This is a genomic window from Burkholderia sp. SRS-25 (assembly GCF_004343765.1).
Taxonomy (GTDB): domain Bacteria; phylum Pseudomonadota; class Gammaproteobacteria; order Burkholderiales; family Burkholderiaceae; genus Burkholderia; species Burkholderia contaminans.
Genome location: NZ_PTXM01000036.1, coordinates 19,965 through 38,273 on the forward strand (window position 1 = coordinate 19,965; position 18,309 = coordinate 38,273).

The following is an 18,309-nucleotide window of genomic DNA, read 5'->3' on the forward strand; positions in this document are numbered from 1 at the left end:
CGGGAACGGATTCAGTGTAACAAGCCTGCAACACGGATGCGGGTAATCCCCACACGGGCTGTGGGCACGCCGCCGCACGCGGTTTGCCAAAGCCGGCTCAGTCAAGTAACTTTCGGCGTACGCCCCCGTCCTGGAGATTGGCCCGTATGAAGCTCGCCCTGCCCGCCCGGATCCTGGGCCTCGCGCTCGCCGCTACCCTCGTCGCGCCCGGCGCGCATGCCGACACGCCCGTCGTGGTGTCGTCGAAGATCGACACCGAAGGCAACCTGCTCGGCAACCTCATCGCGCAGGTGCTGAAGGCGCACGGCATCCCCGTCACCGAAAAGATCGCGCTCGGCACCACGCCGATCGTGCGCAAGGCGCTCACGAGCGGCGAAATCGACGTCTACCCCGAATACACCGGCAATGCGGCGTTCTTCTTCAACAAGGCGGACGATCCGCTGTGGAAGAACGCGAGCCAGGGTTACGACACCGCGAAGCAACTCGACTACGCGGCCAACCATCTCGTCTGGCTCACCCCGGCGCCCGCGAACAACACGTGGGGCGTCGCCGTGCTCGCACCGGTCGCGCAATCGCAGCACCTGAAGACCTTCTCCGATTTCGGCAAGTGGGTCGCCGGCGGCGGCAAGGTGAAGCTCGCGGCGTCGGCCGAATTCGTGAACAGTGCGTCCGCCCTGCCGTCGTTCGAGAAAGCCTATGGCTTCAAGCTGAAGCCCGACCAGCTCGTGGTGCTGTCCGGCGGCGACACGGCCGCAACCATCAAGGCCGCCGCGAACCAGACCGACGGCGTGAATGCCGCGATGGTCTACGGCACCGACGGCGGCATCGCGTCGAGCGGCCTCGCGGTGCTCGACGACGACAAGCACGTGCAGCCCGTCTACGCGCCCGCACCGGTGATCCGCGAAGCCGTGCTGAAAGCGCATCCGCAGATCGCCGACTACCTGAAGCCGGTGTTCGCGAGCCTCGACCTGAAGACGCTGCAGTCACTGAACGCGCGCATCCAGATCAACGGCGAACCGGCCGCCGGCGTCGCGAAAAGCTACCTGAAATCGAAGGGCTTCGTTAAATGACGGGTCGCGCGGCGGCGTCCGCGCGGCGCATCACGGCAGACAAGGTCGGTATCCTGATCGGGGTCCTGACGATCGTCGCCGTGCTCGGCCTGCCGTTCGCGGTGCTGCGGCCGAACCGCATCGCGGCCGGCACCGACCTGTCGATGTTCGCCGCGCTGCCGGCCCTGCAGGGCGCCGGGCTCGCCGCGCTGTGGATCGTCGGCGCGCTGTGGGCGATGACCGCGAGCCGCCCCGCGTGGCGCCTCATGGCCGGCTGCGCGTGGCTCGCCACGCTCGTGTACGCGGTCGGCGCGGCCGCGACGCACGTCGTCGCACCTGACGACACGCTCGCCCGCGTGTCGCCCTCCTCCGGCGTCTGGCTGCTGCTGTTCGCGTGGGCCGTGCTCGTCGCGGATGCGCTCGCGCGGCTCGCATTCGGCCCGTGGCGGCGTCTCGCCGCGCTCGTCGTCGCGATAGCAGCGATTTCGGTGCCGCTCGCGAGCGGCTGGTGGGACGGCCTCTCCGTGATGCGCGAATACGCGGTGCGCAGCGACGACTTCTGGATCGAGGCGATCCGGCACGTGTCGCTCACCGGTGGCTCGGTGGCTGCCGCGCTCGTCGCGGGCGTGCCGCTCGGCATCGCCTGCGCGCGCATCGCGGCGGTGCGTACCGTCGCGATGCCCGTGCTCAATATCGTGCAGACGATCCCCAGCATCGCGATGTACGGGCTGATGATGGCGCCGCTCGGTTTGCTCGCCGCACACGTGCCGCTCGCGGCCGCGCTCGGCATCCGCGGCATCGGCGTGGCGCCTGCCGTGCTCGCGCTGTTCCTGTATTCGCTGCTGCCGATCGCGTCGAGCGTCGTGGTCGGGCTCGGCCAGGTGCCGCCGCACGTGACCGAAGCGGCGCGCGCGATGGGCATGACGCGCATGCAGCGGTTGCTGCGCGTCGATCTCGTGCTCGCGCTGCCGGTGATCCTGAGCGGCGTGCGCATCGTGCTCGTGCAGAACATCGGACTGACCGCGGTCGCCGCGCTGATCGGCGGCGGCGGCTTCGGCACCTTCATCTTCCAGGGGATCGGGCAATCGGCCGCCGATCTCGTGCTGCTCGGCGCGATCCCGACGATCGCGCTCGCGCTGGTGGCGGCCGTCATATTCGAAGCCGCGACCACGCTCGCGAAGGGGCGTGCAGGATGATCGAGATCGAACGTGCGGGCAAACGCTTCGGCGATATCGTCGCCGTCGACGACGTCACGCTGACGATGAAACGCGGCACGATCACCGCGCTCGTCGGCGCATCGGGCAGCGGCAAGTCGACGCTGCTGCGCATGATCAACCGGCTGATCGCGCCCACCAGCGGCACGATCCGCATCGACGGCGTCGATACGGCCACCGTTGCGCCCGAGCAGTTGCGGCGCGGCATCGGCTACGCGATCCAGGGGCACGGGCTGTTTCCGCACTGGAGTGTCGCGCGCAACATCGCGACCGTGCCGCGCCTGCTCGGCTGGCCGGCCGATCGCGTCGACGCGCGCGTGAGCGAATTGCTCGACCTGTTTCATCTCCCGCCGGCCGAGTTCGCGGACAAGCTGCCGCACGAACTGTCGGGTGGCCAGCAGCAGCGCGTCGGCGTTGCGCGCGCGCTCGCGGCCGAACCCGCGATGCTGCTGATGGACGAGCCGTTCGGCGCGCTCGATCCGATCATCCGCAACAAGGCGCAGGACGACCTGTTTGCATTGCAACGCCGCCTCGGCATCACGGTCGTGATCGTCACGCACGATATCGAGGAAGCGCTGAAGCTCGGCGACACGATCGCAGTGATGGACGGCGGCCGGCTGCTGCAGGTCGCAACGCCTGCCGAGATTCTCGGCAAGCCGGCAGCCGGCGTCGTCGAACAGCTGGTCGCCGGCGTCGACCGGCCGCTGCGCCTGCTCGCGCTGACCCCGATCGACGCGGTGGCCGAACCCGGTCATGCCGACGGCGAACCGATCGCCGCGACACGCACGCTGCGCGATGCGGTATCGGAGCTGCTGTGGCGCGGCGTCGATGCGCTTCCGGTCGAAGATGGCGACGGCCGCAACACGCGCCGCATCACGCTCGACGCGATCCGTGCGCACGCAAGGAAGCCCGCATGACGACGCACGGCGGCAAGCGGCCCGGGCGGTCGGCACTTCCCGCTCACATCGCACGCGCGGCCGCGCTCGCGCTGCTGCTCGTGCTGCTGTTGCGACCCGCATGGCTGCAAGGCGTGTTCGCGCCGTTCGCGGACAACGGCGCACCGGTCATCTACGACCGCGCGAGCCTGCTCGACCTCACGCTCGCGCATCTCGGCACGGTCGCATTGTCGAGCGTGATCGGCACGATCGTCGCGGTCGCGGCCGGCATCGCGGTCACGCGGCCGTGGGGCGCGGATTTCCTGCCGGTCGCGCGCAGCGTCGTCGACATCGGCCAGACCTTCCCGCCCGTCGCGGTGCTCGCGCTCGCGGTGCCGGCCGTCGGATTCGGCTTGAAGCCCGTGCTGATCGCACTCGTGTTGTATGGCCTCCTGCCCGTATTCGAAAGCACGATCGCGGGGCTCGAGGACGTGCCGCGCGACGTCGTCGATGCCGCGCGCGGGATGGGGATGAGCGGCTGGCAGCAACTGGTATCGGTCGAGCTGCCGCTCGCGTTTCCGGTGATCATCAACGGAGTCCGGCTCGCGGTCGTGATCAATCTCGGCACCGCGACGATCGGCTCGACGGTCGCCGCGCGCGGGCTCGGCGACGTGATCATCGCGGGGCTGCAGACGTCGAACACCGCATTCGTGCTGCAGGGCGGCGTGATCGTCGGCCTGCTCGCGGTGCTCGTCAGCGATGCGATCGGCGCGATTGCACGGGTGGCGAGCGCGCGGCGCGCGTAGAAGCCGTTGCGCGATTATTGGAAGGAGAAACCATGACCGCTCCGGACTCCGGCCCGTTTTTTCATGGCACGAAAGCGAATCTGCGGATCGGCGACTTGCTGACGGCAGGCTTCAGATCGAATTATCGCGATGACGTCGTGATGAATCACATTTACTTCACGGCGTTGCCCAAAGGCGCCGGCCTGGCTGCGGAAATGGCCAAAGGCGACGGCCGGCCGCGGGTCTACATCGTCGAACCCACCGGCGAATTCGAAAACGACCCCAACGTCACGGACAAGAAATTCCCGGGCAATCCGACGCGATCGTATCGGAGCACATCGCCTTTGAAGATCGTCGGCGAACTCGAGAGCTGGGAACCCTACGATCCGGCATTCATCCAGCAGCTCAGAATCCGCATCGAAACCGGCATCGGCGAGATCATCAACTAGCGTTCGTCCGGACTCCGATGCGTGTCCGCGCAACGACCGGCTCCTCGATCGGCTCGCCACGACACAAGCCTACATGCCGCTTTCATTCGAACCGGCACTCGACCACCGGCCGCGATTGGCCGATATACTAGGCGCCTTCCCATTCCCCGCACTCCACCATGCGACGGTTTCTCTGGCTGATCGTGCTTTCGCTCGGCATCGCGCAACAGGCGTCGGCGCAGCAAGCGCCCGCACTGCCTGCGTCCGCGCCCGAAGCAGCCGCATCGGCGCCGTCCGTCGCATCCGCGCCGCTCGCCGACGCCAACGATCAGCCGAACGAAGCAAACCGCCGCATCACGTCCTACCTGACGAAGAAGTTCGGCGTCGCGAAGGAACGGGCCGCGAAACTTGCCGATATCGTGAGCGTCACTGCGACGAAATATTCGCTGCCTCCCGCACTCGTTTACGCCATTATTTCGATCGAATCGCGCTTCCAGGAAAAGGCGCGCGGCCAGCATGGCGCGACCGGGCTGATGCAGGTCGTGCCGACCGCGCACCGCGGCCTGGTGCGCAACGTGAAGGACCTGACCGACCCGAACGCGAACGTCGAAGTCGGGTCGGCGATCCTGTCGGGCTACGTGAGGGCGGCCGGGGGCGACGTGCGGGCCGGACTGAGGAGCTACAGCGGCGGTTCGAACGCGTATGCGGCGAAGGTGATGCAGCGCGTCGATTCGTTCCGCTTCGTGCTCGAACCTGACGACGACGCGAAAGCCGTGAATCCCGCGAACTCCGCGAACGATGCGAAGGCCCGCATGGTGCCGGTCAGCGACAAGACGAGCCCGGCGTCGGCCCGCGGCAACTAGTCTCCGCCTTCGTTCGACGCGCATGCGCCACGCCGCCCGCTTCCTTGCCGTCGCCGCGCTGGCGACCGGCCACATCGCTGCGTTTGCCGCCGTCGATTGCGAGAAACACGGCCCGACGATGGACAACGTGCGCGTGTGCATCCTGGATCAGAATAATCAGGCGGTCGAGCGCGCGTACCGGTCGCTCGAGCGCAAGCTCGAGCAGCGCAACCCCGATGCCGCCCGCGCGCTCGCGAAGTCGCAGGCAAGCTGGACCCGTTTCGCCGACGACACCTGCGACTACGTGAAAGCCGCCGATCCGCAGCAGATGATCCCGGAAGACGCGCGGGTGAACTGCTGGGTCGATTTCAGCCAGGCACGCGTGCGCATCCTGAAGAAATGGGAAGCGCAGCTGGACGCACCGCCACCGGCGCAGAACTGAACGACGAACGGATACCCGCTCGTCACGCCTGTGCGAAACGCTCCCGCAAGAACTCGATGAAATGCTGCGTCTTCGCGGGCAGCAGCCGCGTTTCCGTCATCGCGTAGACCGGAATCGGCTCGCCCTCCCATTCGGGCATCACGCGGCGCAACCGGCCGGCGGCCAGGTCATCCGCGACGATCGCTTCGGACAGCACGATGATGCCCGCATCGAGCGTGGCCAGGCGCCGCAGCATGCCGACGCTGTTACCCGCGAAACGGCTGCTCACCGGTACCGCGACGGCGTGCGTGCCGTCATGCAGCGTCCACGTGCCGGCCCTCGCCAGGCTGAGGCACGCGTGCCGCGCGAGGTCGTCCGGCGTGCGCGGCTCGCCCGCGCGCGCGAGATAGCCGGGCGACGCATAAAGGTAGTTCCCGAGCGTGGCCAGCCGCCGCGCGATCAGTTGAGAATCTTCGGATTCGCCCAAGCGGATCGCCACGTCGAACGGTTCGCTCACCAGATCGACCCGCCGCGACGTCAGCTCGAAATCGAATGTCAGCTTCGGGTAACGCGTCGAGAATTCGACGATCAGCGGCGCCAGGTAGGTCACCGCGAAATCGACCGGAAACGAGGCGCGCAGCACGCCGGTCGGCTCCGCCAGCAGGCCGCCGAGCTGCTCGTGCGCGAGCCGCGCCTCGTCGACGATGCGCTTGCAGCGCTCGAAGTAGAGCTGGCCGGCCTCGGTCAGCTCGATCCGGCGCGTCGTCCGGTGCAGCAGCCGCAGCCCGATCGCCTTCTCCAGCGCGCTGATCCGCCGCGACAGCGTCGAGTTCGGCATCCCCAGCGTCTCGGCCGCACTGCGAAAGCCCTTCGCTTTCACGACTTCGACGAACAGCGCCATGTCGTTCAGCAGTTCCATGCTCATTGCCCCATTAATGGATCAATGCTATCCAGATTACCCGGTTTATCCCGAAAAGGAAGCAATGGATGATGGGTGTGTGGAGGCGAGGTCGGCACACCCGTGCGCGGCCGGCGCCCGAGGCGGCACCGACCCGGCGCCGCCGTCCCGAAACTCGAGGAGCTGACGCATCATGAGCCAACTGTTCACTCCGGTCCGCGTGGGCCGATATACGCTGGAAAACCGCCTGGTCATGGCGCCGATGACCCGCAGCCGCGCCGCCTTCGACGGCACGCCCGGCGAATGGGCCGCCGAGTATTACGCGCAGCGATCGAGCCTCGGCCTGATCGTCAGCGAAGGCACCCAGCCGTCGGACGACGGGCAAGGCTACCTGACGACGCCCGGCATCTATACCGACGCGCACGTCGCCGGCTGGAAGGCGATCAGCGACCGCGTGCATGCACGCGGTGGCCGGTTGTTCATCCAGCTGATGCACGTCGGGCGCATGTCGCATCCGGACAATACGCCGCATCACCGGCAGGGCGTTGCACCGTCGGCGATTGCGCCGAACGCGCAGATGTTCACGGTAAAGGGCATGCAGGACATCCCCGTGCCGCGTGCGTTGACGACCGAGGAAGTGCGCGCGACCGTAAACGACTTCCGCATCGCCGCGTGCCGCGCGATCGACGCGGGCGCCGACGGCGTCGAGATCCACGGTGCGAACGGGTATCTCGTCCAGCAATTCTTCGCGCCGAATGCGAACACACGCACCGACGTGTATGGCGGCTCGATCGAGAACCGCGCGCGCTTCGCGATCGAGGTAGCCACGGCGATCGCCGACGAGATCGGCGCGGACCGCACAGCCATCCGCGTATCGCCCGGCAACACGCTGGGCGGCCTCGACGAAGGTGCCGAGGGGCGGGACCTGTATCGCCATCTCGCGACGGAACTCGACCGGCTCGGCCTCGCCTACCTGCACGTGATGCATCAGGGCGACGAAGCACTGCTGGCCGACCTCCGCGCGCGCTGGAACGGCACGCTGATTCTGAACCGGCCGGGCCGCACGCGCGACGCGATCGGCACGGACGTGACGTCGGGGCTGGCTGATCTCGAAGCGTACGGGCAGATGGTGCTGGCGAATCCGGATTTCGTGACGCGGGTGAAGACCGGCGCACCGATGAACGATGCGCGGCGCGAGACGTTTTTCGGTGGCGATGCGCGCGGGTATGTCGACTATCCGGCGCTGGACGGGGCGGCTGCGGCTTGATGCTTCGGCCCAGGGTGATCGCAAAGACAGGCTGGAACGGACGTCGCTGCGATCGCCCGGTGAATGCCCGATTTCAAAGCAGATCGGTGTTCACCTTGGACACCATGGGCGCAATACGCAGCACCCGGTCGGCCTGGGCACGCATACGCAAAACCGTAGTCATCCTGACGGGCGTCGTAAGTCAGTTGCCCGACGGGCGAACCGTTGGTCGAGATGCGCCAGCAAGTGCCACGGCTGGCAGCCGACCGGCATCGTTTCGATGCGCTCGTCGACCGCCCGCCCGCTCAAAACTGCCCAGCCGCCCCCGTCCACCGCAAGTAATCCCCGCGCGTCCAGTCGAGCGACACGCCGACCCGCTTCGTGCCGGGCCGGATCTTCGGCTTGTACACCGACAGCGTCAGCGACTCCAGCGCCGGCCACTCACGGAACGACAGCACCGCGATATCGGCGACGAGCGTCTCCAGCAGCCGCGTATGCGGCTTGTGCGACAGGAACGCGGCAAGGCGCGCGCAATAGCCGTCGTAATCGATCCACTCGCCCTGCTCGCTCGGTTCGCACCGGTAGCCGAGCCTTGCATCGATCACGATCGGCTGCGGCGCTTCATGCTCGTGCGCATGAATGCCGATCCGCGCGGGCACCTTCAGTTCGTCGACGAACACGCTCCAGCCGCGCCCGCGCAGGCGCGGCGCGTCGATCGCCACGAACGGTTCGTCGAACGGCTTCATGATGCGAGCGGCGCGGCCGCGTCGAGCATGATGCGCACGAAGTAGTCGGCGAAGCTGCGACGCAGGACGATCTCGAACGCATCGTCGCCCGTCGGGATCAGCACGATCGACGACTTGAAGTAGTGCGACTGCGCGCACTGGCCCGGCTTGAACGCACGCGGATGGAGATCGAGCGGGCAGCCGCGTGCGAGCACGTCGCGCACGCGTTCGCCGCTGATCTCGACGACCGTATAGCCGCTGCCGACATCGACGGCCGCCGCATACGTGCCCTGCACCGCTTCCGCGAGCTTCGCTTCGAGCACGCCGGCCTGCACGGGCCCGTTCGAGCGTACGAGCCACTCGTCCGGGCCGAGCCACAGCACGTCGTACTCGGCGCCGCGCGCGACCGTGTTCGGCGCCGCGGGCGGCCGGCAGCCGACCACACGCTCGAACGCGCTCACGAACGCCGGATCGCTCAACTCGCCGCGCACGTTGACGAGATCGAGGAACGGCCGCTCGCGCAGCGTGAACTTCTTCGATGCGCGCGCCTGGTGCGGCTTCAGCACGTCGGCCGCGCCGACGAACGGCGACTCAAGCGCCACGCCGCCCGCGCCCGCCACCTGCGACTGGTTTCTGGTTTCATTCCACATGCTGGCGCACCCCTTCGGTATCGTAGAAAACCGGGCTCGAGATCTTCGCGGTGATGCGCTTGCCGTTGGCCAGCGGAATCACGACGCTCTCGCCCATCTTGTTCAGGCCGCCCTTCACCACCGCGAGCGCGATCGAGCGCTTCAGGATCGGGCTGTAGTAGCTCGACGTCACGTGGCCGATCATCGGCGTCGGATCGACCGCCGACACCTGCGTGTCCTTCGCGATGATCTGCGCGCCTTCCGGCAGCACGAACTGTTCGTCTTCGGTCAAGAGGCCGACGAACTGCTTGCGGCCTTCCTTCGCGGTATCCGAACGCGCAAGCGAACGCTTGCCGAGGAAGTCCTTCGACTTCGCGACGACGCCGCCCATCCCGAGGTCGTACGGCGTGACCGAGCCGTCGGTATCCTGGCCGACGATGATGTAGCCCTTCTCCGCGCGCAGCACGTGCATCGTCTCGGTGCCGTACGGCGTGATGTCGAACTCGGCACCGGCCGCCATCAGCGCTTCCCACACCGCACGGCCCGCATTCGCCGGCACGTTCACTTCATAAGCGAGCTCGCCCGAGAAGCTGATCCGCATCACGCGCGCCTTCGCACCCGCGACGGTGCCGTTCCGGTAGCTCATGAACGGGAACGCCTCGTTGCCGAAGTCGATGTCCTGGCACACCTTCTGCACGACCTTGCGGCTCTTCGGGCCGACCACCGCGAACGTCGCCCAGTGATCGGTGACGGACGACAGCCGCACCTTCATGTCGGGCCATTCGGTCTGCAGCCAGCGCTCGAGCCACGTGAGCACGCGCGCCGCGCCGCCCGTCGTGGTCGTCATCATGAAATGCTGGTCGGCGAGGCGCACCGTCACGCCGTCGTCGAACACCATCCCGTTCTCGTCGAGCATCAGCCCGTAGCGGCACTTGCCCACTTCGAGCTTGTTCCACGGGTTCGTGTACATCCAGTTCAGCAGCTTCACCGCATCCGGACCCTGGATGTCGATCTTGCCGAGCGTGGACGCGTCGAGGATGCCGACGCTGTTGCGCACCGCGAGGCACTCGCGCTTCACGGCCGCATGGAGATCCTCGCCGTTCTTCGGGAAGTACCACGGCCGCTTCCAGTTGCCGACGTCCTCGAACAGCGCGCCGTGCTCGACGTGCCACTCGTGCACGCAGGTCTTGCGGATCGGGTCGAGGAAATCGCCGAGCTCGCGGCCCGCGAACGTGCCGAACGACACCGGCGTGTAGTTCGGGCGGAACGTCGTCGTGCCCGTTTCCGGAATCGTCTTGCCGAGCGCCCCCGCGAGGATCGCCATCCCGTTGATGTTGCCGAGCTTGCCCTGGTCGGTGCCGAAGCCCATCGCCGTGTAGCGCTTCACGTGCTCGACCGACTCGAAGCCTTCGCGTGCGGCCAGCAGGATGTCCGCGGCCGACACGTCGTTCTGGAAGTCGACGAACTGCTTCGGCCCGCGTGCCGCGGCTTCGCGGCTGCCGACCAGCCACAGCGGCTGCAATGCGCCTTCGACGGTTTCCGCGACCTGCGGCGCGACCGCGCGCTGCTCAGCGGTGAAACCCGCTGCCTTCGCGGCTTCCACGCCCGCATCGACCGCGAGCCGCAGCGCACGGGCCAGACCGAATTCGCCGGCCGCGGCGCCGATGCTCGCTTCGGCCTGCACGGGCTTGCCCGGCAGAAAGCATGCCTTCTCGTCGTTCCAGCAGGCCTTGCCGCCCGACTGTGCGAACAGGTGCAGCACCGGGCTGAAGCCGCCCGACATCGCGACGAGGTCACACGGCAGCGTCTGCAGCTTGCCGCCCACCTGGCCGTTCGAGAGCGACGCGACGTCGACCGACGATACGCGCAACTTGCCCGATGCGCCCGTCACGACCGCGCCGCTCATCACCGTCACGCCCTGCCGCTTCGCGGCGGCCGGCAGCGCGCCGTTGGACGAAGCGCGCGAATCGACGACCGTCACCTTCGCGCCGCACGCCTTCAGGTCGAGCGCGGTCTGGTACGCGCGATCGTTGTTCGTGAACACGACCGCGTTGCGGCCCGGCAGCACGCCGAAGCGATGCACGTAGGTGGACACCGCGCCGGCGAGCATCACGCCCGGCAGGTCGTTGTTGCCGAACACGATCGGACGTTCGTGCGCGCCGGTCGCGAGGATCACGCGCTTTGCGCGGACCTTCCACAGCAGCTCGCGCGTGCCCTTGCGCATCGACACCGGCAGGTGATCGGTCAAACGCTGCGTGACCGTCACGAGGTTGTGGTCCTGGTAGCCGAACGCGGTGCTGCGCGACAGGATCGTCACGTCGGGCAGCTTGCGCAGCTCGGCCTCGATCTTCTCGACCCACTGCAGCGCGGGCTTCGCGTCGATCTCGGCGCGGCACGACAGCAGGCTGCCGCCGAGCTCGCGCTGGTCGTCGACGAGGATCACGCGCGCGCCGGCCGTGGCCGCCGCATGCGCGGCCGCGAGGCCCGACGGGCCACCGCCGACCACGAGCACGTCGCAATGCGCGTAGCACTTGTCGTAGCGATCGGCGTCGAGCGCTTCCGGCGCCTTGCCGAGGCCGGCCGCTTCGCGGATCTTCTCTTCGTACTTCGGCCACATGTTGCGCGGCCACATGAACGTCTTGTAGTAGAAGCCGGCCGGCAGGAAGCGCGACAGCTTCTGGTTGATCGCGTACTTGTCGTTCTCGAGCGACGGCTCCGCGTTCACGCTCGTTGCGACGAGGCCCTGGTACAGCTCGATCTCGGTCGCGCGCGCGTTCGGCACCGTGTACGGGCCGGATTCGAGCTGCACGACGGCATTCGGTTCCGCGACGTCCGCCGTCACGATCCCGCGCGGACGGTGGTACTTGAAGCTGCGCGCGACGAAGTGCACGCCGTTCGCGAGCAGCGCGGACGCGAGCGTGTCGCCCTGGAAGCCCTGATACGTGCGGCCGTTGAACGTGAAGGTCAGCGGAATCGCGCGATTGATGCGGCCACCGGTGCCGAGGCGGTCTTTCTGGCTCATTTGCTCGTGCCCTCTTCGTGTGCGTTGCCGGCAGCTTCGCCACCGAACTTTTCGTAGCCCTTGATATCGTAGGTCACCGTGTCGCGCGTGGCCTTGAACCAGCGGCGGCAACCCTGCGCGTGCAGCCATTGCTCCTTGTGCAGCCCGCGCTTGTTCTCGCGCATGAACACGTACTCGCCCCATTCACGGTCGGTCATGTTCTCGTTGTTCACGGGGCGCACGATGTCGGCTTCACCACCGCACGAGAACTCGGATTCGGCGCGCGGCCCGCACCACGGACATTCGATCAGCAACATGTTTATCTCCTCGTTCAGTGCGCGACGGCGGCGGCGCCGTGCTCGTCGATCAGGTGGCCCGTGTAGAAACGGTCGAGCGCGAACGGCGCGTTCAGCGGATGCGGTTCGTCGCGGGCGATCGTGTGCGCGAACACCCAACCCGAGCCGGGCGTCGCCTTGAAGCCGCCGGTGCCCCAGCCGCAGTTGAAATAGAGGCCCTTCACGTCGGTCTTGGTGATGATCGGGCATGCGTCCGGCGACACGTCGACGATGCCGCCCCACTGGCGGTTCATCCGCACGCGCGAGAACACCGGGAACATCTCGACGATCGCCTGCAGCGTGCTCTCGATGATGTGGAAGCTGCCGCGCTGGCCGAAGCCCGTGTACTGGTCGATACCGGCGCCGATCACGAGGTCGCCCTTGTCGGACTGGCTGATGTAAGCGTGCACCGCGTTCGACATGATCACCGAGTTCACCACCGGCTTGATCGGCTCGGACACCAGCGCCTGCAGCGGGTGGCTTTCGATCGGCAGGCGCACGCCGGCCATGTCGGCGAGCGTCGTCGTGTTGCCGGCGGCGACCACTGCAACCTTCTTCGCCTTGATGAAACCCTTCACCGTGTCGACGCCGACGACTGCACCGCCTTCGCGGCGAATGCCCGTCACCTGGCAGTTCTGGATGATGTCGACACCGGCGCGATCCGCGCCGCGCGCGAAGCCCCAGGCCACCGCGTCGTGACGCGCCACGCCCGCGCGGCGCTGGATCGATGCGCCGAGCACCGGGTAGCGGCTGTTCAGGTTGATGGTCGGCTCGATTTCCTTGATCTGCGCGGGCGTCAGGAATTCGGCGTCGACGCCGTTCAGGCGGTTCGCGTTCACGCGGCGCTCGGTGTCACGCACGTCCTGCAGCGTGTGAGCCAGGTTCATCACGCCGCGCTGGCTGAACATCACGTTGTAGTTCAGGTCCTGCGACAACCCTTCCCACAGCTTCATCGCCTTTTCGTACAGCGCGGCCGATTCGTCCCACAGATAGTTCGAGCGCACGATCGTCGTGTTGCGCGCGGTGTTGCCGCCGCCGATCCAGCCCTTCTCGAGGATCGCGACGTTCGTGATCCCGTGCTCCTTCGCGAGGTAGTAGGCAGTCGCGAGGCCGTGGCCGCCGCCGCCGACGATCACGACGTCGTATTCCTTCTTCGGTTCCGGGCTCTTCCACTGCTTTTCCCAGTTCTCGTGATACGAGAGGCCGTTGCGGAACAGGCTGAATATCGAGTAGCGGCTCATGTGAGTGATCCTTCGTTTAGCATTCGATGACGTTCACGGCCAGACCGCCGCGCGACGTTTCCTTGTATTTCGTCTTCATGTCGGCGCCCGTCTCGCGCATCGTCTTGATGACCGAATCGAGCGACACGTAGTGCTGGCCGTTACCCTTGAGCGCCATGCGCGACGCGTTCAGCGCCTTGATCGCGCCCATCGCGTTGCGCTCGATGCACGGGATCTGCACGAGCCCGCCGACCGGGTCGCAGGTCATCCCGAGGTTGTGCTCCATGCCGATCTCGGCGGCGTTCTCGACCTGGTCGGGCGTGCCGCCCATCACCGCGGCGAGCGCGGCGGCGGCCATCGAGCACGCGACGCCCACTTCGCCCTGGCAACCCACTTCCGCGCCCGAGATCGACGCGGTTTCCTTGTAGATGATCCCGATCGCCGCGGCGGTCATCAGGAATTCGAGGATGCCGGCTTCGTTCGAGCCCGGCACGAACTTCACGTAGTAGTGCAGCACTGCAGGAATCACGCCGGCCGCGCCGTTGGTCGGCGCGGTGACGACACGGCCGCCCGCCGCGTTCTCCTCGTTGACGGCCATCGCATACAGGTTGACCCAGTCGAGCATCGACAGCGGGTCGCGCAGCGACTCTTCCGAGCGCTCGCGCAGGCGGGCGTTCAGCTCGGCCGCGCGGCGCTTCACGCGCATCGGGCCCGGCAGGTCACCCTCGACCTTGCAGCCGCGCTCGACGCACGCGGCCATCGTGCGCCAGATCGCGAGCAGCCCGGCGCGCACTTCTTCGGCGGGACGCAGCGCGCATTCGTTGCGCATCATCAGCTCGGCGATCGACAGCCCGTGCTCGCGGCACTGGCGCATCAGGTCGTCACCGGTGCGGAACGGATACGGCACCTCGACCGCCGCGCGCACGCCGTTCACGCGATCGCCGTCGCGGTTCACGACGAAGCCGCCGCCGACCGAGTAATACTCTTTCTCGACGAGCAGCTGGCCGTGCTCGTCGAACGCCTGGAAGCGCATCCCGTTCGGGTGCACGATGCTCGTGCCGCTCATCAGCTTGCGATAGAAGCCGATGTGCTCCTTTTCCTCGAAGCGGACGGTCTGCTTGCCGAGCAGCGACAGCGATTTCTCCGCGCGGATCGCGGCGAGCCGCGGCTCGATCAGGTCCGGATCGATCGTGTCGGGCAGGTGGCCCTCGAGACCGAGCAGCACGGCCTTGTCGGTGCCGTGGCCCTTGCCGGTCGCGCCGAGCGAGCCGTATAGTTCGACCCGCACGCGGCGCACGAAACCGAGCAGGTTCGCGTCCTCCACGTGCGACGCGAAGCGGCACGCGGCGATCATCGGGCCGACCGTATGCGAACTGGACGGGCCGATGCCGATCTTGAACAGGTCGAAGACGCTGACGTTCATCTGGCTTCCTCTGGGTGGGACACACGTGAAATGACGTTGGCGCCAGTACATCAAAGCGTAAAATCGGCCGATAGAACAAAAACGGCATCGGCGTGGGATACCGCCGCCAAGCGCCATGTCGGCAGGCCCGAAAGTGCGTTTTGGCGATGGTTCGCGACGGAAAACCACAAGTCGGGCCGGAACCGATCAGCGACGCTGGCTATATCCGCCCCGCCCGACTGCCGTACCCGCATGACCCGTATCAACAGATTGAGTGAGACCGCCCGCCCGGCGTGAAGAGACTGGCCGCGATGACAACCGACGTACCCGCTTCCCCCCTCGCAGAACCCGCGCCGCGGCGCATCCGCTTCGGCATCGTGCTGCTGCCGAACTTCACGCTGACAGCCTTCTCCGGCTTCGTCGACATGCTGCGGCTGTCGGCCGACGACGGCGACTACAGCAAGCCCGTGCGCTGCGCGTGGAGCGTGATCGGCGAGACCCTCGCGCCGGTGCGCGCGAGTTGCGGGATCCAGATCACGCCGTGGGAAACGTTCGACGCGGCCGAGCCGTTCGACTACGTGGTGGTGGTGGGCGGGCTGCTGCATTCGGGGCCGCAGGCGGGCCCCGAGACGCTCGACTTCATCCGCCGCGCGGCGGCGGGCGGCGCCACCGTCGTCGGCATCTGCACCGGCGTGTTCACGCTGATGCGCGCCGGCGTGCTCGACGGCTACCGCACCTGCGTGAGCTGGTTCCACTACTGGGATTTCATCGAGCGCTTCCCGGCCGCCGATCCCGACCTGCTGATCGCCGACCGGCTGTTCGTGATCGACCGGCGCCGCATCACCTGTTCGGGCGGCCGCGCGTCGATCGACGTCGCCGCCGCGATCCTGCTGCGCCATTTCGATCACGCGACCGTGCAGAAGGCGCTGCGCATCCTGCTGGTCGGCGAGATGCAGAAAGGCAATGCGCCGCAGCCGCATCCGCCGGGCCTCGAGCCGGCGACGCACCCGAAGGTCAAGCGCGCGATTCTCCTGATGGAACAGCATGTCGGCCGCGCGCTGTCGCTCGACGAGCTCGCGAGCAAGCTCGATTTGTCGACGCGGCAGCTCGAGCGGCTGTTCAAGGCGGAAACGGGCAAGAGCCCGCAGGCGTTCGCGAAGCAGGTGCGGCTGCGCACGGCCGCGTGGCTGCTGACGAGTTCGGACCGCACGGTGGCCGATATTGCGTCGAGCTGCGGATTCGCCGATGCGTCGCACCTCGGGCGCGAATTCCGCAAGCAGTTCGGCGTGCCGCCGGCGACTTATCGGGAGCGTGGCGGGGAAGTGGCGGAAGCCGGCGCGGCAATCGCGGCGGACCCCGTCGAGGACATCGTCGATTGACGCCAACGGGCACCCGCCCCATTACCAACCGATCGCGACACGACACCCGAACGCATCGGTTTCCCTTCAATTGGAACCGGTTCCAATCAATTTAGCCGACGTTGCGCGCCGTTAACCGAGGGTTATCACGGATGCTGTCGCACACTCAAATTTGTATGATGACCACATAACCTTACAAGCCAGAGCACCATGTTCGAGAAAATTCCCGCCCGCGCGATGAGCGATCATGTCGCGCAGCAACTGCTCAAGCAGATCGAAGTCGGCAGTTTCTCCGCCACCGGCAAGCTGCCGACGGAGGCCGTGCTCGCGCAGGAATTCGGCGTGAGCCGCACGGTGATTCGCGAGGCGATCTCGCGGCTGAAGAACGAAGGCGTGGTCGAGCCGCGCCAGGGCAGCGGCGTGTTCGTGAACCAGCACGGCGCGATCCGGCCGCTGCGGATCGACTACGCGGAGGCAGTCGAGGCCACGTCGCTGCCGCACCTGCTCGCGGTGCGCCGCGCGATCGAGGCCGAGGTCGCGGCCGAAGCGGCGTTGAACCACACCGATGAAGACATGGCCGACATCGACGATGCGCTGCGCAAGATCGACGATGCGGTCGCTGAAGGGCGCGACGGCGTCGCGGAAGACGTCGCGTTCCACCGCACGATCGCGGCCGTCACCGGCAACCCGTATTTCCTGAAGACGCTGCAGTTCCTGAACCAGTACCTCGAAGCCGGCGTGAAGGTCACGCGGCGCAACGAAGCGACGCGCGAGGACTTCTCGCGCCAGGTGCGCGAGGAACACGCGGCGATCGCCGACGCGATCCGCGCGCGCGACCCGATGGCCGCACGCAACGCGGCCCGCACGCACATGTACAACGCCGCCCGCCGTCTCGCGGAAGCCGGTATCTGCTGAACCCGGCGGCCGCGGCCGTTACCGGCGCCGCCGCTGTCATGAACCTCTCCCGAATCGATCAAGGTTGACCATGTCACGAAATGTTGGAGTCATCGGCCTCGGCGCGATGGGCCTCGGCGTCGCCCGCTCGCTGCTGCGCGCCGGCCTGCGCGTGCACGCATGCGACGTGCGCGACACCGTGCTGCAGGCGTTCGCCGCCGAAGGTGGCATCGCCTGCGCGACGCCGGCCGAACTCGGTGCGCAGTGCGACGTCGTCGTCACGCTCGTCGTCAATGCCGCGCAGACCGAAACGGTGCTGTTCGGCGAGCACGGCGCGGTCGCGGCGATGAAGCCGGGCGGCGTCGTGATCGCCAGCGCGACCGTCGCGCCCGAATTCGCGGTCGCGCTCGGCGCGCGCATCGAGGCCGCCGGCCTGCAGATGCTCGATGCGCCGGTATCCGGCGGCGCCGCGCGCGCAGCCTCCGGCGAGATGACGATGATGACGTCGGGCCCGGCCGCCGCGTATGCGGGCTGCGAGGACGTGCTCGCGGCGATCGCCGGCAAGGTCTATCGCCTCGGCGACGCGCACGGCATCGGCTCGAAGGTGAAGATCATCAACCAGCTGCTCGCCGGCGTGCACATCGCGGCAGCGGCCGAGGCGATGGCGCTCGGCCTGCGCGAAGGCGTCGATGCCGACGCGCTGTACGACGTGATCACGCACAGCGCCGGCAACTCGTGGATGTTCGAGAACCGCGTGCCGCACATCCTGAACGGCGACTACACGCCGCTGTCGGCCGTCGACATCTTCGTGAAGGATCTCGGCCTCGTGCTCGATACCGCGCGCCGCAGCAAGTTCCCGCTGCCGCTGTCGGCCACCGCGCACCAGATGTTCATGAGCGCGTCGAGCGCCGGCCACGGCGGCGAGGACGATTCCGCCGTGATCAAGACTTTCCCCGGCATCACGCTGCCGCCCGCCCGCTGATTCGA

At 67.5% G+C, this 18,309-nt stretch carries 18 protein-coding genes; 11 read left to right on the plus strand and 7 right to left on the minus strand.

Features of this window, described 5'->3' with window-relative positions; translation table 11 throughout:
* Positions 1-146: 146 nt before the first annotated feature.
* The 7 genes from C5O79_RS35430 (at position 147) to C5O79_RS35460 (ending at position 5,635) form a co-directional block, all read left to right on the plus strand.
* Positions 147-1,070 (plus strand): ABC transporter substrate-binding protein, encoded by a 924-nt coding sequence (locus tag C5O79_RS35430; RefSeq protein ID WP_046549663.1) that lies wholly within the window; start codon positions 147-149, stop codon positions 1,068-1,070.
* Positions 1,067-2,245 carry an ABC transporter permease gene (locus C5O79_RS35435; RefSeq protein WP_122476706.1) on the plus strand — a complete coding sequence of 393 codons (1,179 nt, stop codon included), beginning with the start codon at positions 1,067-1,069 and terminating at the stop codon, positions 2,243-2,245. Before C5O79_RS35430 ends, C5O79_RS35435 begins: the two co-directional genes overlap by 4 nt.
* Positions 2,242-3,180 carry an ABC transporter ATP-binding protein gene (locus C5O79_RS35440; protein WP_047849484.1) on the plus strand — a complete coding sequence of 313 codons (939 nt, stop codon included), beginning with the start codon at positions 2,242-2,244 and terminating at the stop codon, positions 3,178-3,180. Before C5O79_RS35435 ends, C5O79_RS35440 begins: the two co-directional genes overlap by 4 nt.
* Positions 3,177-3,944 carry an ABC transporter permease gene (locus tag C5O79_RS35445; protein ID WP_122476708.1) on the plus strand — a complete coding sequence of 256 codons (768 nt, stop codon included), beginning with the start codon at positions 3,177-3,179 and terminating at the stop codon, positions 3,942-3,944. The genes C5O79_RS35440 and C5O79_RS35445 overlap by 4 nt, the downstream gene beginning before the upstream one ends.
* Positions 3,945-3,976: 32 nt before the next feature.
* Positions 3,977-4,372, plus strand: coding sequence for an NAD(+)--rifampin ADP-ribosyltransferase (arr, locus tag C5O79_RS35450; protein WP_122476711.1), 396 nt, complete (start codon positions 3,977-3,979; stop codon positions 4,370-4,372).
* 158 nt (positions 4,373-4,530) lie between these two features.
* On the plus strand, positions 4,531-5,214 hold the full coding sequence (locus C5O79_RS35455; protein WP_046549668.1) for a lytic transglycosylase domain-containing protein: 684 nt from the start codon (positions 4,531-4,533) through the stop codon (positions 5,212-5,214).
* Between the two features lie 22 nt (positions 5,215-5,236).
* Positions 5,237-5,635: a lysozyme inhibitor LprI family protein gene (locus C5O79_RS35460; RefSeq protein WP_046549669.1), complete on the plus strand. Its 399-nt coding sequence runs from the start codon at positions 5,237-5,239 to the stop codon at positions 5,633-5,635.
* Between the two features lie 22 nt (positions 5,636-5,657).
* Here the strand turns inward: C5O79_RS35460 and C5O79_RS35465 are convergent, their stop codons facing one another.
* Positions 5,658-6,533 carry a LysR family transcriptional regulator gene (locus C5O79_RS35465; protein WP_122476714.1) on the minus strand — a complete coding sequence of 292 codons (876 nt, stop codon included), beginning with the start codon at positions 6,531-6,533 and terminating at the stop codon, positions 5,658-5,660.
* Positions 6,534-6,705: 172 nt separating this feature from the next.
* On the opposite strand from C5O79_RS35465, the gene C5O79_RS35470 reads away from it, so the two are divergent.
* The gene (locus tag C5O79_RS35470) at positions 6,706-7,779 is read left to right on the plus strand and encodes an alkene reductase (protein WP_122476718.1); all 1,074 of its coding nucleotides are present in this window, start codon (positions 6,706-6,708) and stop codon (positions 7,777-7,779) included.
* Between the two features lie 284 nt (positions 7,780-8,063).
* On the opposite strand, the gene C5O79_RS35475 is transcribed toward C5O79_RS35470, so the two are convergent.
* Genes C5O79_RS35475 through C5O79_RS35500 form a run of 6 tightly spaced genes read right to left on the minus strand, consistent with a single transcriptional unit; the run spans position 8,064 to position 15,091 of the window.
* On the minus strand, positions 8,064-8,504 hold the full coding sequence (locus C5O79_RS35475) for a dihydroneopterin aldolase (RefSeq protein ID WP_011354099.1): 441 nt from the start codon (positions 8,502-8,504) through the stop codon (positions 8,064-8,066).
* Positions 8,501-9,133 carry a sarcosine oxidase subunit gamma gene (locus C5O79_RS35480; RefSeq protein WP_046549672.1) on the minus strand — a complete coding sequence of 211 codons (633 nt, stop codon included), beginning with the start codon at positions 9,131-9,133 and terminating at the stop codon, positions 8,501-8,503. The genes C5O79_RS35475 and C5O79_RS35480 overlap by 4 nt, the downstream gene beginning before the upstream one ends.
* Positions 9,123-12,134: a sarcosine oxidase subunit alpha family protein gene (locus C5O79_RS35485; RefSeq protein WP_046549673.1), complete on the minus strand. Its 3,012-nt coding sequence runs from the start codon at positions 12,132-12,134 to the stop codon at positions 9,123-9,125. Before C5O79_RS35485 ends, C5O79_RS35480 begins: the two co-directional genes overlap by 11 nt.
* Positions 12,131-12,430, minus strand: coding sequence for a sarcosine oxidase subunit delta (locus tag C5O79_RS35490; RefSeq protein WP_011354096.1), 300 nt, complete (start codon positions 12,428-12,430; stop codon positions 12,131-12,133). Before C5O79_RS35490 ends, C5O79_RS35485 begins: the two co-directional genes overlap by 4 nt.
* Before the next feature lie 14 nt (positions 12,431-12,444).
* Positions 12,445-13,689 (minus strand): sarcosine oxidase subunit beta family protein, encoded by a 1,245-nt coding sequence (locus C5O79_RS35495; protein WP_006480591.1) that lies wholly within the window; start codon positions 13,687-13,689, stop codon positions 12,445-12,447.
* A gap of 16 nt (positions 13,690-13,705) precedes the next feature.
* Positions 13,706-15,091 (minus strand): L-serine ammonia-lyase, encoded by a 1,386-nt coding sequence (locus tag C5O79_RS35500; protein ID WP_046549674.1) that lies wholly within the window; start codon positions 15,089-15,091, stop codon positions 13,706-13,708.
* A gap of 290 nt (positions 15,092-15,381) precedes the next feature.
* On the opposite strand from C5O79_RS35500, the gene C5O79_RS35505 reads away from it, so the two are divergent.
* From C5O79_RS35505 to ltnD, 3 genes are all read left to right on the plus strand, one after another.
* Positions 15,382-16,449: a GlxA family transcriptional regulator gene (locus C5O79_RS35505; protein WP_046549675.1), complete on the plus strand. Its 1,068-nt coding sequence runs from the start codon at positions 15,382-15,384 to the stop codon at positions 16,447-16,449.
* Positions 16,450-16,638: 189 nt separating this feature from the next.
* A complete protein-coding gene (locus tag C5O79_RS35510) occupies positions 16,639-17,343 on the plus strand; it encodes a FadR/GntR family transcriptional regulator (protein ID WP_046549676.1) in 705 nt (234 codons plus the stop codon).
* A 64-nt stretch (positions 17,344-17,407) separates the two neighbouring features.
* Positions 17,408-18,304 carry an L-threonate dehydrogenase gene (gene ltnD / locus C5O79_RS35515; protein WP_226245380.1) on the plus strand — a complete coding sequence of 299 codons (897 nt, stop codon included), beginning with the start codon at positions 17,408-17,410 and terminating at the stop codon, positions 18,302-18,304.
* Positions 18,305-18,309 lie beyond the last annotated feature (5 nt).